Raw genomic sequence first — 13,391 nt, forward strand, 5'->3', positions numbered from 1 at the left:
ACCATGCCTGTCCTGGCCGTCGCGGGCGCTTTCCTGCACAGCAACACGTCGATAGGGGAGCAGCTCGCGAAGCGGCTGCCGGGCTGGTCCGTCGTCAAGTCGACCGACGAGGCCGCGCGCGCCGCCGAGGTGGCCGTTTGCTGGAACCAGCCGCCGGGCACCTGGGAGCACCTGCGCGCGGTGCGCATGGCGCATTCGATAGGTGCAGGCGTCGATCACCTGCTGGGCGACCCGGCGCTGCCGGACGTGCCGGTCTGCCGCGTCATCGACGACGACCTGGCCCGGCGCATGGCCGAGTACGTGCTCTGGTGCACGCTGTACTACCACCGGGGCTTCGACATCGTGGCCAGGAACCAGCGCGAGAAGATCTGGCAGCGCCCGCCCAACAGGCTCGCGGGCCAGGTGAGCGTCGGCGTGATGGGCCTGGGCCAGATTGGCGCGCACCTTGCCACGACCCTGCGCGATGCGGGCTACGACGTGCGCGGCTGGTCGCGCTCGGGCAAGCCGATCGACGGTGTGCGTGTGCACGGCGGCGACGCGGGCCTTGGCGCGTTCCTGGGCGAGCTCGAAATCTTGGTCTGCATGCTTCCGCTGACCAGCGAAACCACGGGCATCCTCGGCCACGAGCTGTTCGCGCGGCTCAGGCCCGGCGCCAAGCTCGTGCACTGCGGCAGGGGCCCGCAGCTCCGCGAGCAAGACCTCGTGGCCGCGCTGGACGCCGGGCAACTGGGCGGCGCCATCGTCGACGTGTTCGACCAGGAGCCCCTGCCGCCGGACAACGCGCTGTGGGCGCACCCCAAGGTGATGGTCACGCCGCACATGGCCGCGGTGATGCCCATACCGGAGGTGGTGAACCAGATCGCCGAGAACTGCGAGCGGCTGCTGGCCAACGCGCCCTTGCTGCGGGTGGTCGAGCGCGCGGCCGGTTACTGAAAGCAACGCCGTTGGCCGACCTGCAAGGCGCTGGGCACACTGGACGCAGGGCGCAAAATCCGCTCCGGCGCCAATCTTGCTTTGTCGACATGCGGCGCCCCCGGCGGGCCCGGCCCGCCCGAAGCCTGTCGAACTGCCACGGACTTCGGGTGCGCCATGCCCGTCGACGCTGCCAACCTGACATTCGCTAGCTCGCCACCTCGCCAACTCGATAAAGGCCGGTCCACCCATGTTGCGGTCATTTGAACAACTCTGCCATACGGCAACCGAGAACCTGGTGATCGCGGCTGAGGACGGGCATGCCAGCCTGGCCAACAGCGGCGCCTACGCCAAGCCCTGGCATTGGCACGATTGCGTGATGTTCATCCTGCCGAGCCAGGGCACGCTCGAGCTCAAGCACGAAGACCGGCGCGAGGGCACCTGGCTGTCGCACGACCGCTTCGCGGTGGTGCCGTCGAACCGGGCGCACAAGACGCGCGCGGGCATCGGTGCCAACAGCCATGTCGCGCTGTACGCCACCGGCGACATGCTGCACCGGCTCGACCGCGACATCGGCTCGCTGAGCGAGTTTCACCGCCGCACCCGCGCCGCCGTGCTGGTGCGCCGCACATCGACCATTCGCACGCTGCAGGAACTCGCGATGAAGAGCGACGACGGCGCCTACGGCCACGCGGGCGTCAAGCGCTCGCTGTCGGCGGCGCTGCTGGTGCAGTGCATCGCCGAGGTCATCGCCGGCGAGATGATGCCCAACGTGTCGAAGCGCGAGCACGGCATGGCGCTGGTGGCCGACCTGAAGGAGTACCTGACGCTGCACGCCGACGAGGACATTCCGCTGGACGCCCTGTGCGAACGCTTCGGCATTTCGAGGCGCCACGTGACCCGCCTGTTTCGCGACGGCACCGGGTTGTCGGTGGGCGAGTTCCAGCAGGGCATTCGCCTGCAGACCGCACGCGAGCTGCTGAGCGGCACCGACCTGCCGATCAGCGAGATCGCGTTCCGCGTCGGCTTCGACAGCGGCGCCGCGCTGGCGCACGCCATGCGGCGGGTGGACGGACGCTCGCCGTCGGACATCCGCAAGGAAGCGCCTTCGCCGGCTCGGCAGGCGCGGTCTTCGCGAGCGCAGGCTGCGCAGTCGGCTGTCGCGGAGTGAGTGCGACCGCGGGGTTGCAGGGGGCGCGGCGTGCAGTCGCTTCCCTGGTCGGAGCGAGGTAACATTTCGTCATGGTCCGCCGCATCGCCCTGGCCGGACCATCGCGAGAAAAACAACAGCCCAGGGTGCCGTCACACGCATGGAGCCGCCCGATGTGGAGCATCCTGGCCGATCTTTCCGTCGGCTTGTTCGATTTCGTTCTCGATGTCTTGTTGTTCCGGGGCCAGCGCCGCAAGCGGGGTCACCGCAGCCGCGGCGTTGCCGAAGACACGTTCGAGGTCGCGCGCTTCGATTTCGTCACGCTGCTTTTCATCTCGCTGGCGTGCGCCGCGTTGATGCTGCTGCTGGCATTCGGATTCGGTTTGTCGGCGGGCTGGAGCGTGGGCATCGGCATTGCTGTCGGAACGGTATGGGGAGTGTGGCGATACGCCCAACTGGTTCGCGAGCGATGAGCGATGAGTGATGAGCGCTGAGGGCGCGCCGTGGCGCGTGTCATGGCGCGAGCCAGCTCCACCGCTGCCGACGGCTGCGATCACATTTTTTCCACCACGCCACCAATGCCCAGGAAACATGGCTGACCCAGTCGACCTCGAGATCGCCGAAATCCTCTACGAATCAGGCGCCGTCAAGTTCCGCTACGCAAGGGTGCTGTCGCCCGACCGGACGCGTTGGATCAGGCACGGACTGTTCGTCGCGTGTGACGAAGCCGGGGCGGTGGTGTCGCAAGGGCAGTACGTCGAAGGAAAAGAGGAGGGCCTTTGGCGCGACTTCTATCCGGATGGACAGCCTGCGGCCGAAGGCCGCTATCAAAAGGGCCTGGAGGTCGGCGTGTGGCGGCACTGGAGTGCCGATGGCACGGAGGAGCCGAGCACGGACCACGGTTGAGGTCGCGACGCCTTCAACACTCGACCGCACCGCAATTTGCCTACGGATGCCACGTCGAAACGACCGCTGGCGTCTGCGCCGTAGGTCGACCGGCGAGCGCGTATGAAAGTTCGTTGGCGGCTTTCATGATCGTCTTCGCGTGCCCGAGCAGCTTGGCCTTGGGCAGCCGATCTGAAGGCCCGGAAATGCACACAGAACCCAGCAAGGCCCAGCGCAGGCCGAACACCGGCGCCGACACCGTGGCCACGTTCTTCTCGCGCTCGCCGATGGAGAAGTGGTAGCCCTTCTTGCGAATGTCTTCGTACAGCTTTCCGGGCTCGCCCGAAAACGCAAGGATCACCCGCCCCGGCGAGCCGAGCTCCAGCGGCAGCATCGCGCCCATGCGCGCGTGATGGCGAATCGGCTGCGGCCCTTCCACGCGCGCGAGGCATGTGCGCGAGTTGCCTTCGCGCACGTAGAAGGCCGCGCTCTCGCCCGTGGCCTGCGATAGCGCGAGCAGCATCGGCTCGACCACGTTGTTGGCGTCGAAGCTGGCCTGGTAGCGGGCGCCGAGCCAGCCCGCGGCCGGGCCGAGCCGCCATTCGCCATCGTCGCGCTGCACCACGTAGCCGGCCAGCGCCAGCGTGCGAAGCAGGCGAAGGATGGTGGTCTTGTGCATGCCGCTGCGCCGGGTGAGCTCGGCCAGCGACAGCCGTTCGTCCTGCATGCCGAAGGTGTCCAGCAGCTGCAGGGCGCGCGTGACCGCCGTGACGCCGCCGGTGGCCTCGAGGTCGGCTTCGCGCGGCGCCTCGACGACTTCAGCCGACCGCCTGGGTCTTGCCGTGCCGGGTTTCGCGGTAGCGGTTCTTGCTGTGCTCGTGTTTTTTGCAGTGGCCATTTCGTTTCACTCTGTGGTCCGTGTTGCGTCCCATGGACCACCATTGTATGGAGCGGAACGAAAAACTAAAGTCGCCGCATGCCCCGGAGCACCGCTGCCAGGCACCCATCGAACGATTCGGAGACAACCCCATGCGTACCTCGAGCAACAGCTCCATTTCCCGTCGCGCGGCCCTCGGCGCCGCCCTCGCTCTCACCTGCGGCATGGCACTGGCGCAGGCCTATCCCTCGCGCCCCATCCGCCTCGTGGTGCCGTTCCCGCCGGGCGGCGGCACGGACATCATTGCCCGCGAAGTGGCGAACAAGGTCGCGACTTCGGAAGGCTGGACCATCGTCATCGACAACAAGCCCGGCTCCGGCGGAAACATCGGTGTCGATGCCGCGGTCAAGGCCAACCCCGACGGCTACACCCTGGTGCTGGGGCAGACCAGCAACCTGGCCATCAACCCGTCGCTCTACGCGAAGCTGCCCTACGACCCGGTGAAAGACCTCGCCCCGGTCGGCCTGGTCGCTTCGGCGCCGCTGGTCGTGGTGGTGTCGGCCGCGTCGCCCTACAAGAAGCTCTCCGACGTGGTGGCCGCCGCCAAGGCCAAGCCGACCGCGCTCAACTACGCGAGCTCGGGCAACGGCACCGTGGCCCACCTTGCCACCGAGCAGTTCCAGAAGGCGGCCGGCGTGCAGTTCACGCATGTTCCCTACAAGGGCGCGTCGCAGGGCCTCACCGACCTGGTCGGTGGGCAGATCCAGATGTACATCTCGTCGGTGCCGACACTGATCGCCCAGATCAAGAGCGGCCAGTTGCGCGCGCTGGCGGTCACCTCGCTGCAACGCAACCGCGACCTGCCCGACGTGCCCACCCTGGCCGAGTCGGGCTACAAGGACTTCGAGGCCGTGACCTGGTTCGGCGTGGCCGGCCCCGCCGCCATGCCGAAGGACGCCGTGGTGAAGCTGAACGCGGCGTTCAACAAGGCCCTGGCAACGCCCGACGTGCAGAAGAAGCTGGCCGCCCAGGGCGCTGAAGTGATGACCGGGCCGCCGGAAAAGTTCGCGTCGCTCATCCGCACCGACGGCGTGCGCTGGGGCGAGATCGTGAAGTCGTCCGGCGTGAAGATGGACTGACCCTGCATGTCCGCGCCGGTGGTGCAGCGCCTGCACGACGAGGTCGTGCGCCACCTGGAGCAGCCCGAGGTCGTCGCCATGGCCGACAAGCCCGACTGAACCTCGTTCCCTTCATTTCCCCTTCATCCCCCTTTATCTCTCTCACGGAAAGCAACTCCATGTCCTCGACCCTCACCGATGCCCTTCCCGACATCATTCGCGACTTCGAGCGCGTGCCCGCGCACATCGTGGCGCAGGCCGCCGGGTTCCAGCCCGCGATCCTGGCCGACGTGGCCGGCCGGCGCGGCGCGCTCGACGGGCGCATCAAGGCCCTGCGCCCCCGCATGAAGCTGGCCGGCACCGCCATCACGGTGGAAGTGCGCCCCGGCGACAACCTGATGATCCACGCGGCCATCGCCATGGCCAAGCCCGGCGACGTGCTCGTGATCGACGGCAAGGGCGACCTGAGTTCGGCCCTCATGGGCACCATCATGATGACGGCCTGCAAGAAGCTCGGCATCGCCGGCGTGGTGATGGACGGCGCCTGCCGCGACAGCCTGGAGATCGACGAGATGGACTTCCCCGTCTTCAGCGTGGGCACCAACCCGAACGGGCCGACGAAGAACATCGGCGGGCGCATCGGCCACCCGGTGTCCATCGGCGGCGTGACGGTGCGCCCCGGCGACTTCGTCATCGGCGACGGCGACGGCGTGGTCGTGGTGGAGCGCGAGAAGATCGAATCGCTGCTGCCGCTGGCGGCCAAGAAGGTGCGCGACGAGGCCGCGCGCATCGCCGCCATCAAGGAGGGCGACACCGCCGCCAAATGGCTGAACACGGCGCTGCGCACGGCCGGCGTGCTGAAGGAAGGCGAGACGCTGTGAGCGCCGCCGCTGCCAACACCGTCCTCGTGACCGGCGCCGACCTGGCGCCGCAGGCGCTCGCACTGCTCGAAGGCCACGACATCGTGTACGCCGGCAAGACGCCGACCGAAGAAGACCTGGTCGCCCTGTGCCGCGCGCACGACCCCGTGGCCATCATCGTGCGCTACGGCAAGGTGGGCGCCGCCGTGATGGACGCGTCGCCTTCGCTGAAGGTGATTTCCAAGCACGGCAGCGGCACCGACACCATCGACAAGGCGGCGGCGCAGGCGCGCGGCATCGAGGTGGTGGCTGCCGTCGGCGCCAATGCGGCTGCCGTGGCCGAGCAGGCGCTCGCCTTGCTGCTGGCCTGCGCCAAGTCGGTGGTGGCGCTCGACGCGCGCATGCACGCCGGCCACTGGGACAAGGCGACGCACAAGAGCCTGGAGCTCGGTGGGCGCACCATCGGCCTGGTCGGGCTCGGCGCCATCGGCCTGCGCTTCGCGCGCATGGCCGACGCGCTGGGCATGCGCGTGATCGGCCACGACCCCTTCGCCGGGAACCTGCCGGAGCATGTGCAGCCCGTCGACCTGGCGACGCTGTGGGCGGAGTCCGACGCCGTGTCGCTGCACTGCCCGCTGACCGACGACAACCGCGGGCTGCTCAACGCAAACACGCTGGCGCGATGCAAGCGCGGCGTGATCGTCGTCAACACCGCGCGCGGCGGGCTCATCGACGAAGAAGCGCTGCTGGCCGCGCTGCGTTCGGGCCAGGTCGCCATGGCCGGGCTGGACAGCTTCGCAGTCGAGCCGATGGCGCCCGGCCATCCGTTCCAGGGCCAGAAAAACATCGTGCTCAGCCCCCACATCGGCGGCGTAACCAGCGATGCTTACGTGAACATGGGCGTCGGTGCGGCAAGGAACCTGTTGCAGGTGCTCTCGCGCCAGGCGGCAACCACCTGAAGCATGGCGGCCGGTGCTCAAGAAAAAGGAGACAGGCATGAAGAGAAATGAAGGCGTCCGCTGCGTGGTGGCCGCGCTCGGGCTGATGACGGTCCTGGCAGCGCAGGCACAAGTGCAAGTGCCAGCTCCAGCGCAGGCACTGCCATGGCCCACCAAGCCGGTGCGCGTGCTCGTCGGCTTTTCCGCGGGCGGCCCCACCGACGTGGTGGCGCGCGCCTTTGCCGACCACGCATCGCGCGCGCTGGGCCAGCCGTTCATCGTCGACAACAAGCCCGGCGCGAACACCATCCTGGCGGCCGAGGCCGTCGCGGCCGCGCCGGCAGACGGCTACACGCTGCTGCTGGGCGCGACCAACCACACCATGATTCCCGCGCTCTACAGCCAGCGGGTCAAGTTCGATGCGGTGCGCTCGTTCGCGCCGGTGTGTTCGCTCGCCGTGAGCCCCACGGTGCTGGTGGTGGGCCCGTCGATGCCGGTCAAGTCCTTCGGCGCGTTCCTGCAGGCGGTGAAGGCCGAGCCCGGCAAGCGCACGTATGCGACGCCGGGCTCCGGCAGCTCCGGGCATTTCGCGAGCGCGCACTTCACGCAGCTGACCGGCACCTCGATGAACCACATTCCGTACAAGGGGGCTGCCCAGGCGACGACCGACCTCATGGGCGGGCAGGTCGACAGCTCGTTCGCCACGCTGGGCTCGGTGCTGAACCAGGTGCAGTCGGGCAAGCTGACGGCCCTGGCCGTGGCGGCGCCCAGGCGCTCGGCCTTGCTGCCGAACGTGCCGACCTTCGAGGAGGTGGGCGTCAAGGGCTACGCGGCCGACGCGTGGTACGGCCTGCTGGCGCCCGCGAAGACGCCGCCGGAGGTGGTGGCCGCGCTGCGCCGCGTCGCCACCGAGTTCGCGCAGGCGCCCGCCACGCGGGAGAAGCTGCGTTCGCTCGGCATGGAGGCGCAGAGCACCTGCGGCGATGCCTTCGGCGCGCAGCTGGCGCAGGAGGTCAGGCTGTACGGCGAGCTGGCCCGCTCGCTCGACCTCCAGAGCGAATGAACGCGCTGCGCCATCGCCGCAGCTGTCACCCCTCACTGAAGACACCATGAAAAATTTCGTCAAAGGCCTGCTCGCGGCGTGCGTCGGCACCGCTGTGTTCGCCACCCTGTTCGCGCATGCCGCCCCGGCCTCAGCTTCCGCCTCCGCTTCCGCTTCCGCAGCCTACCCGGAGCGCCCCATCACCCTCGTCGTTCCGTACGCGCCGGGCGGCTCTGCCGATGCCCTGGCGCGCGTGCTCGCGGTGCGCGTCGGCCAGAAGCTGGGCACCAGCGTGATCGTCGACAACCGGCCCGGCGCCAGCGGCACCATCGGCGCGGCCTTCGCCGCCAAGGCCGCGCCCGACGGCTACACGGTGCTGTACGACGCCACGCCGTACTCCATCAACCCGCACCTGTTCCCCCGCATGCCGTACGCCAGCAACGCGTTGCAGCCGCTGGCGCTGGTCGCGCTGGCGCCCAACATCGTCATCGTGCGCGCGGAGTCGCCGCTCAAGAGCATCAAGGACCTGGTGGACAAGGCCAAGGCCGAGCCCGGCAAGATGAACTACGCGTCGGGTGGCAGCGGCACCGTGCAGCGGCTGGCGGCGGAGCTGTTGCGCCAGCGGCTCGGCCTGGACATGGTGCACGTCGGCTACAAGAGCGGCGGCCCCGCCATCGTCGATGTCATGGGCGGGCAGGTCGACTTCATGTTCAGCACCATCGCGGCCTCGTACCCGCTGGTGTCGTCCGGCAAGCTGCGCGCGCTGGCAGCGTCGTCGCCGCAGCGCTCGGCGCGCCTGCCCGACGTTCCGACGCTGGCCGAAACCGTGGCGCCCGGCTACGAGGCCTATGAATGGAACGGCTTGCTCGTGCCTGCCGGCACGCCCGCCCCCATTGCCGACAAGCTCCACAAGGCGGTGATCGAGGTGCTGAAGGAAGACGATGTGAAGCGCCGCTTCGTGGACGTCGGCGTGCAGCCGGTGGGCTCGACGCCGGCCGAGTTCGCCGAGTTCCTGAAGAAGGAAGACGCGAAGTGGGCGGAGGTGATTCGCAAGGGCAACATCAAGCTCGACTGAAGACCCTTCATGAACCCCATGCCTGACTCGCCCGATTCGCTCGACTTGCCCGACGGCCAGCCGGTCCCCCATTCGGTGGGAACCGACCGCCCCGCGCTGCCACTGCCACGCGATGCCTGCGACAGCCACATGCACATCTTCGACCCGCGGTTCGCGCCGTCGCCGCACTGGAAGCGCCAGCCGCCGCGCGCCGAGGTGTCGGCGTATCGCCGGCTTCAGCAGCGGCTCGGAACCTCGCGCACGGTGGTGGTCAACCCTTCCACCTACGGCACCGACAACGCCTGCACGCTGGACGCGCTCGCGCAACTGGGCGAGCAGGCCCGCGGCGTGGCCGTCGTCGGGCACCAGGTGGCCGACAGCGCGCTCGATGCGCTCGCGGCGCAGCGCGTGTGCGGGCTGCGGGTGAACTTCGTCACGCCGCAGTCGTGGGGCGTCACCACGCCGGAGATGCTGACCACCCTGGCGCGCAAGGTGGCCCGGCTGGGCTGGCACGTGCAGGTGTTCGTGCAGCCGGAGCAACTGGTGGCGCTCGCCCCGGTGCTCGCCGGCCTGCCGGTGCCGCTGGTCATCGACCACATGGGCCGCATCGATCCGGCCGAAGGCACCAAAGGCGAGGCCTATGCGGCAGCGCGTCGCCTGCTCGATGGCGGCAACACATGGATGAAGCTGTCGGGCGTGTACATGCGGTCGCGCGACGGGGCACCTGCCTACGGCGATGCCTTCGACCTCGGCCGCGCGCTGGTCGCCGCGGCGCCGGAGCGCCTGGTGTGGGGCAGCGACTGGCCCCACACCACCGAAGCCCCCGACACCGTCAACGATGCCGACCTGGCCAATGTGCTCGCGGCCTGGTGCGACAGCGCCGTCGTGCGCGAGCGCATCCTGGTGGACAACCCCGCGAAGCTTTACGGATTCGCCACTGCGTGATCAAGTCGGGCCTGCGCGCATCGAACGCCGCGGCATCGGCTGACAAGGAGACCCCCATGTACTTTCTGCAAGCGCCCCAGGTGCTCGAACTGCAGACCTTCACCACAATGCCCGCGCCGTTGCGGCGGCCGCAGCGCAGCGTCTGGGCCGACGCCAACCGCGGCGGGGCGCCGACCGATTCGTTCCTCGAAGGGCCTGCGTTCGACGACGCGGGCAACCTCTACGTGTCGGACATTCCCTTCGGCCGCATCTTCCGTATCGATCCGGCGGGCGCCTGGACGCAGGTGGCCGAGTACGACGGCGAACCCAACGGCATGAAGTTCATCGACGCCGGCACCTTGCTCGTCACCGACTACAAGAACGGCTTGATGCGGGTGGACGTGCGGACCGGGAGTGTCACGCCGCACCTGCAGCGGCGCAACACCGAGAGCTTCAAGGGCGTGAACGACCTGGTGCTCGACGCGCAGGGCAACATCTATTTCACGGACCAGGGGCAGAGCGGGCTTCACGACCCGTCGGGCCGGCTCTACCGCCTGCGCCCTGGCGGCCAGCTCGACCTGCTCCTGTCGAACGTGCCCAGCCCGAACGGCGTGGCGCTGTCTCCCGACGGCAAGGTGCTCTACCTTGCGGTGACGCGGGGCAACTGCGTCTGGCGCGTGCCGCTGCTGGCCGACGGCAGCGTCGCCAAGGTGAGCCAGTTCTTCACGTCCTACGGGCCCAGCGGGCCCGACGGGCTGGCCGTCGACATGCAGGGGCGGGTGCTGGTGGCCAACCCGGGGCTGGGCTACGTCTGGGTGCTGAACACGCGGGCGGAGCCCGTGATGGTGCTGCGCGGCCCGGCCGGTGCGTCGACCACGAACATCGCTTTCGGCGGGCCGGACAGGTCGACGCTTTTCGTCACCGACTCCACGCATGGCAACGTGCTGATGCATGTGCTCGACGTGCCGGGTGTCGTGTTGCATGGCTCGATTCCCGCCGAGAGCAAATAGCAAAGCGCGAATCTCGAAGCGCGAATTGCCAGCAACCAACACCGTCTTCGCACGGCGAACGCGCAGCACCCATTCAGCACCGATTCGCCCCGCGGCGGTCAGCGCCCCGCGTCCCGCATACCGCGGAAATCCGCCAGGTGCCGCAGCCGCCGTCGCCCTTCGACCAATGCCTCCGATTTCAGGTCCGCCAGCACCAGCGCAGGCAGCCGGCCGCCGCGCGCCGGCACGGTGCCATCGGGCGCCGCCACGCAGCTCAGTCCGCCATACGCAAGATCCGCCTCCCGCCCGCAGAAGTTGGCGTACGCGACGAACACCTGGTTCTCGTACGCGCGGGTCGGCACCAGATGCTGCGCGACAAAGTCGAAGCCGACCATGTTCGCCGTGGGCACCGCGATCAGGTCAGCGCCCTGCAGCGCTAGCCGGCGCGTGTTTTCCGCGAACTCCACGTCGTAGCAGATCAACATGCCGATGTTCCAGCCGCGAACGTCGAACAGCGCTTCGTCTCCCGCGCCCGCGCTGAACATGTCGCGGTCCAGCTCGCCGAACAGGTGCGTCTTGCGGTAACGCCCCAGCACCTGCCCGCCCGCGTCCACGCAGACGGCGGTGTTCGCCACGCCGCCGCCCGGCACGCGCTCCGGGTGGCCGAAGACGACCGCGATGCGGTGCCTGCGCGCGATAGCGGCAACCGCCTCCACGCGCTCGCGGTGCTGCGCACCGTCTGCAAACGCGGCGAACGCGGCGAACGCGGCGAAAGCATCGACCGCCGCGCGCCCGATGTTGTAGCCCGTCAGGAACATCTCGGGCGTGACCAGCAGGTGCGCGCCCGCGTGCGCGGCGTCCTCGCACGCCTGCGCGAGCCGCCGCATGTTCGCCGCGACATCGCCCGGCATCGATTCGCACTGCAGCAGTGCCAGTCGGAGGTCGTTCATTCGGGCAGCGCCATGGGGCCGATGGCGTGGAACACGTCGCCCGGGCCGGGGTTGTCCGCATGGGTGCGCCCGCCGAAGTGCCGCAGGATGCCCCACACGGCGTTCAGCGATGTCTGCACGGCGCCCTCGACCCACGCCGGCGTCCACGACACGTCGTCGCCGGCAATGAAGATGCCGCGCTGCGCCTCGGGCATGTCGTCCTGCATGAAGTGCGCGAACATGCGCTGGTTGTAGCGGTAGTGGCCGGGCAGGGCGCCCTTGAAGGCACCGAGAAAATGCGGGTCGGCCTCCCACGAGATGGTGATCGGGTCGCCGACGATGTGGCTCGCGATGTCCACCTTCGGGTAGATCTTCTTCAAGGCACCCAGCGCGAGCTTCACCCGCTTCTCGGGCGACTGCGGCAGCATCTTCAGCGCGTCGCCCATCCACGCGTACGACAGGCACATCACGCCGGGCTTGCCGGGGCCGTTGTCGAACAGGTAGGTGCCGCGCGTGAGGCGGTCGGTCAGCGTCATGCTCATCACGTCGCGGCCGGTTTCGGGGTCCTTGTCTTTCCAGAAAGGGCGGTCGACCATGACGAAGGTCTTGCTCGACTGCATGTAGCGCGTGCGGTCCAGCGCCATCCACATCTTGTGCGAGAACAGCGACTCGTCGCAGTCGATCTGCGTGGTGAGCAGCCAGCTCTGGCAGGTCGTCAGCACGGCGGCGTACGCCTGGCGGTCGCCCCAGCGGTCGATGACGGCGAGGCGCCCGTCGGCCTGGCGGCGAATGGCTTCCACGCCCGCGCGCGGCGCCCCTGCATGCAGGCTGGCCAGCGAGGTGCCCGCGGGCCAGTGCGCGAGCGTGTCGGGCGCGTGGCGCCAGAGGCCCAGGGGCACCTGCTCCACGCCGCCGACGATCAGCCGCTGCTCGTCGTCGCAGTTGGTCATCACGACGCGAAGAATCTCGAGCATCGAGTTGGGAAAGTCGGAGTCCCACCCGCCCGTGCCGAAGCCGACCTGGCCGAACACCTCGCGGTGCTGGAACGACAGGCCGGAAAAAGCCTTCGACGTGGCGACGAAGTCGTAGAAGGTGCGGTCGTCCCACAGCGGCACCAGCCGGTTCCATAGGGCCTTCAGCGTCGGCACGTCGCGCGTGCGGATGGCGTCCTGCATGGCGGTGAACGTCGCGCCGTCTTCCAGCGCCTCGCGCCAGGCGTCGGCCACCTGCGCGAACATCGGCGGCAGGTCGGCCAGCGTCTGCGCGTAGTGCGTCGCGCCCTCCAGGTCGACCACGGTGCTGCCGGAGGCGGGCGTGAGCGGGTTGGGAAACGCCCGGGTCTCCAGCCCCAGCTGGTCGACGTAGTGATAGAACGCCGTTCCCGACACCGGGAAGCGCATGCCGCCCAGTTCTGCGACCACGCCTTGCGCGCCTTCGAAGGCCTGCGAGCGAAGCCGCCCGCCCATCTTCGACGCCTCGTACAGCACCGGCTTCAGGCCCAGCTTCATCAGCTCGTAGGCAGCCACCATGCCGGCCATGCCGGCGCCGACGATGGCGACTTCGGCACCGTGGTGCTCGGCCGGCAGCACGCCCAGGCCGGCGGGGTGGCGGATCCAGTCGTCGAAGGCGAAGGGAAAGTCGGGACCGAAGACGGTCACCGGCGCCTTGCTTGCGCTGTTCGTGTTGTCCGTGGTCGGGGGTGTCAGTGGCATG

General features: G+C 69.0%; 14 protein-coding genes. 11 read left to right on the top strand and 3 right to left on the bottom strand.

Annotated elements, in window-relative coordinates:
• Positions 1-3 precede the first annotated feature (3 nt).
• The 4 genes from AB6807_RS18390 (at position 4) to AB6807_RS18405 (ending at position 2,968) form a co-directional block, all read left to right on the top strand.
• The gene (locus tag AB6807_RS18390) at positions 4-933 is read left to right on the top strand and encodes a 2-hydroxyacid dehydrogenase (protein ID WP_371085668.1); all 930 of its coding nucleotides are present in this window, start codon (positions 4-6) and stop codon (positions 931-933) included.
• Positions 934-1,210: 277 nt separating this feature from the next.
• Positions 1,211-2,083 (top strand): helix-turn-helix domain-containing protein, encoded by an 873-nt coding sequence (locus tag AB6807_RS18395; RefSeq protein WP_371085669.1) that lies wholly within the window; start codon positions 1,211-1,213, stop codon positions 2,081-2,083.
• 152 nt (positions 2,084-2,235) lie between these two features.
• Complete coding sequence (locus AB6807_RS18400; protein ID WP_371085670.1) at positions 2,236-2,535, top strand: hypothetical protein; 300 nt, start codon at positions 2,236-2,238, stop codon at positions 2,533-2,535.
• A gap of 118 nt (positions 2,536-2,653) precedes the next feature.
• Positions 2,654-2,968, top strand: coding sequence for a toxin-antitoxin system YwqK family antitoxin (locus tag AB6807_RS18405; RefSeq protein ID WP_371085671.1), 315 nt, complete (start codon positions 2,654-2,656; stop codon positions 2,966-2,968).
• Between the two features lie 40 nt (positions 2,969-3,008).
• On the opposite strand, the gene AB6807_RS18410 is transcribed toward AB6807_RS18405, so the two are convergent.
• On the bottom strand, positions 3,009-3,845 hold the full coding sequence (locus AB6807_RS18410) for an IclR family transcriptional regulator (protein WP_286513851.1): 837 nt from the start codon (positions 3,843-3,845) through the stop codon (positions 3,009-3,011).
• A 131-nt stretch (positions 3,846-3,976) separates the two neighbouring features.
• Here AB6807_RS18410 and AB6807_RS18415 point away from each other — a divergent pair, with 131 nt between their 5' ends.
• The 7 genes from AB6807_RS18415 to AB6807_RS18445 all read left to right on the top strand — a co-directional run bounded on the left by AB6807_RS18415 (position 3,977) and on the right by AB6807_RS18445 (position 10,770).
• Entirely contained in the window at positions 3,977-4,963 is a 987-nt protein-coding gene (locus AB6807_RS18415; protein WP_371085672.1) for a Bug family tripartite tricarboxylate transporter substrate binding protein, read from the top strand.
• 158 nt (positions 4,964-5,121) lie between these two features.
• Entirely contained in the window at positions 5,122-5,823 is a 702-nt protein-coding gene (locus tag AB6807_RS18420) for an RraA family protein (protein ID WP_286513848.1), read from the top strand.
• A complete protein-coding gene (locus tag AB6807_RS18425; RefSeq protein WP_371085673.1) occupies positions 5,820-6,761 on the top strand; it encodes an NAD(P)-dependent oxidoreductase in 942 nt (313 codons plus the stop codon). The genes AB6807_RS18420 and AB6807_RS18425 overlap by 4 nt, the downstream gene beginning before the upstream one ends.
• A gap of 37 nt (positions 6,762-6,798) precedes the next feature.
• Complete coding sequence (locus AB6807_RS18430) at positions 6,799-7,803, top strand: Bug family tripartite tricarboxylate transporter substrate binding protein (protein ID WP_371085674.1); 1,005 nt, start codon at positions 6,799-6,801, stop codon at positions 7,801-7,803.
• A gap of 46 nt (positions 7,804-7,849) precedes the next feature.
• On the top strand, positions 7,850-8,857 hold the full coding sequence (locus AB6807_RS18435; RefSeq protein ID WP_371085675.1) for a tripartite tricarboxylate transporter substrate binding protein: 1,008 nt from the start codon (positions 7,850-7,852) through the stop codon (positions 8,855-8,857).
• 9 nt (positions 8,858-8,866) lie between these two features.
• Entirely contained in the window at positions 8,867-9,781 is a 915-nt protein-coding gene (locus tag AB6807_RS18440) for an amidohydrolase (RefSeq protein ID WP_371085676.1), read from the top strand.
• A gap of 56 nt (positions 9,782-9,837) precedes the next feature.
• A complete protein-coding gene (locus tag AB6807_RS18445) occupies positions 9,838-10,770 on the top strand; it encodes an SMP-30/gluconolactonase/LRE family protein (protein ID WP_371085677.1) in 933 nt (310 codons plus the stop codon).
• 98 nt (positions 10,771-10,868) lie between these two features.
• On the opposite strand, the gene AB6807_RS18450 is transcribed toward AB6807_RS18445, so the two are convergent.
• Both AB6807_RS18450 and AB6807_RS18455 read right to left on the bottom strand, forming a co-directional pair.
• Positions 10,869-11,699 (bottom strand): carbon-nitrogen hydrolase family protein, encoded by an 831-nt coding sequence (locus AB6807_RS18450; protein WP_371085678.1) that lies wholly within the window; start codon positions 11,697-11,699, stop codon positions 10,869-10,871.
• Positions 11,696-13,390: a flavin monoamine oxidase family protein gene (locus AB6807_RS18455; RefSeq protein ID WP_371085679.1), complete on the bottom strand. Its 1,695-nt coding sequence runs from the start codon at positions 13,388-13,390 to the stop codon at positions 11,696-11,698. The genes AB6807_RS18450 and AB6807_RS18455 overlap by 4 nt, the downstream gene beginning before the upstream one ends.
• Between the last annotated feature and the right edge of the window lies 1 nt (position 13,391).

The sequence above is a fragment of the Variovorax sp. RCC_210 genome (assembly GCF_041355175.1).
GTDB lineage: Bacteria > Pseudomonadota > Gammaproteobacteria > Burkholderiales > Burkholderiaceae_C > Variovorax.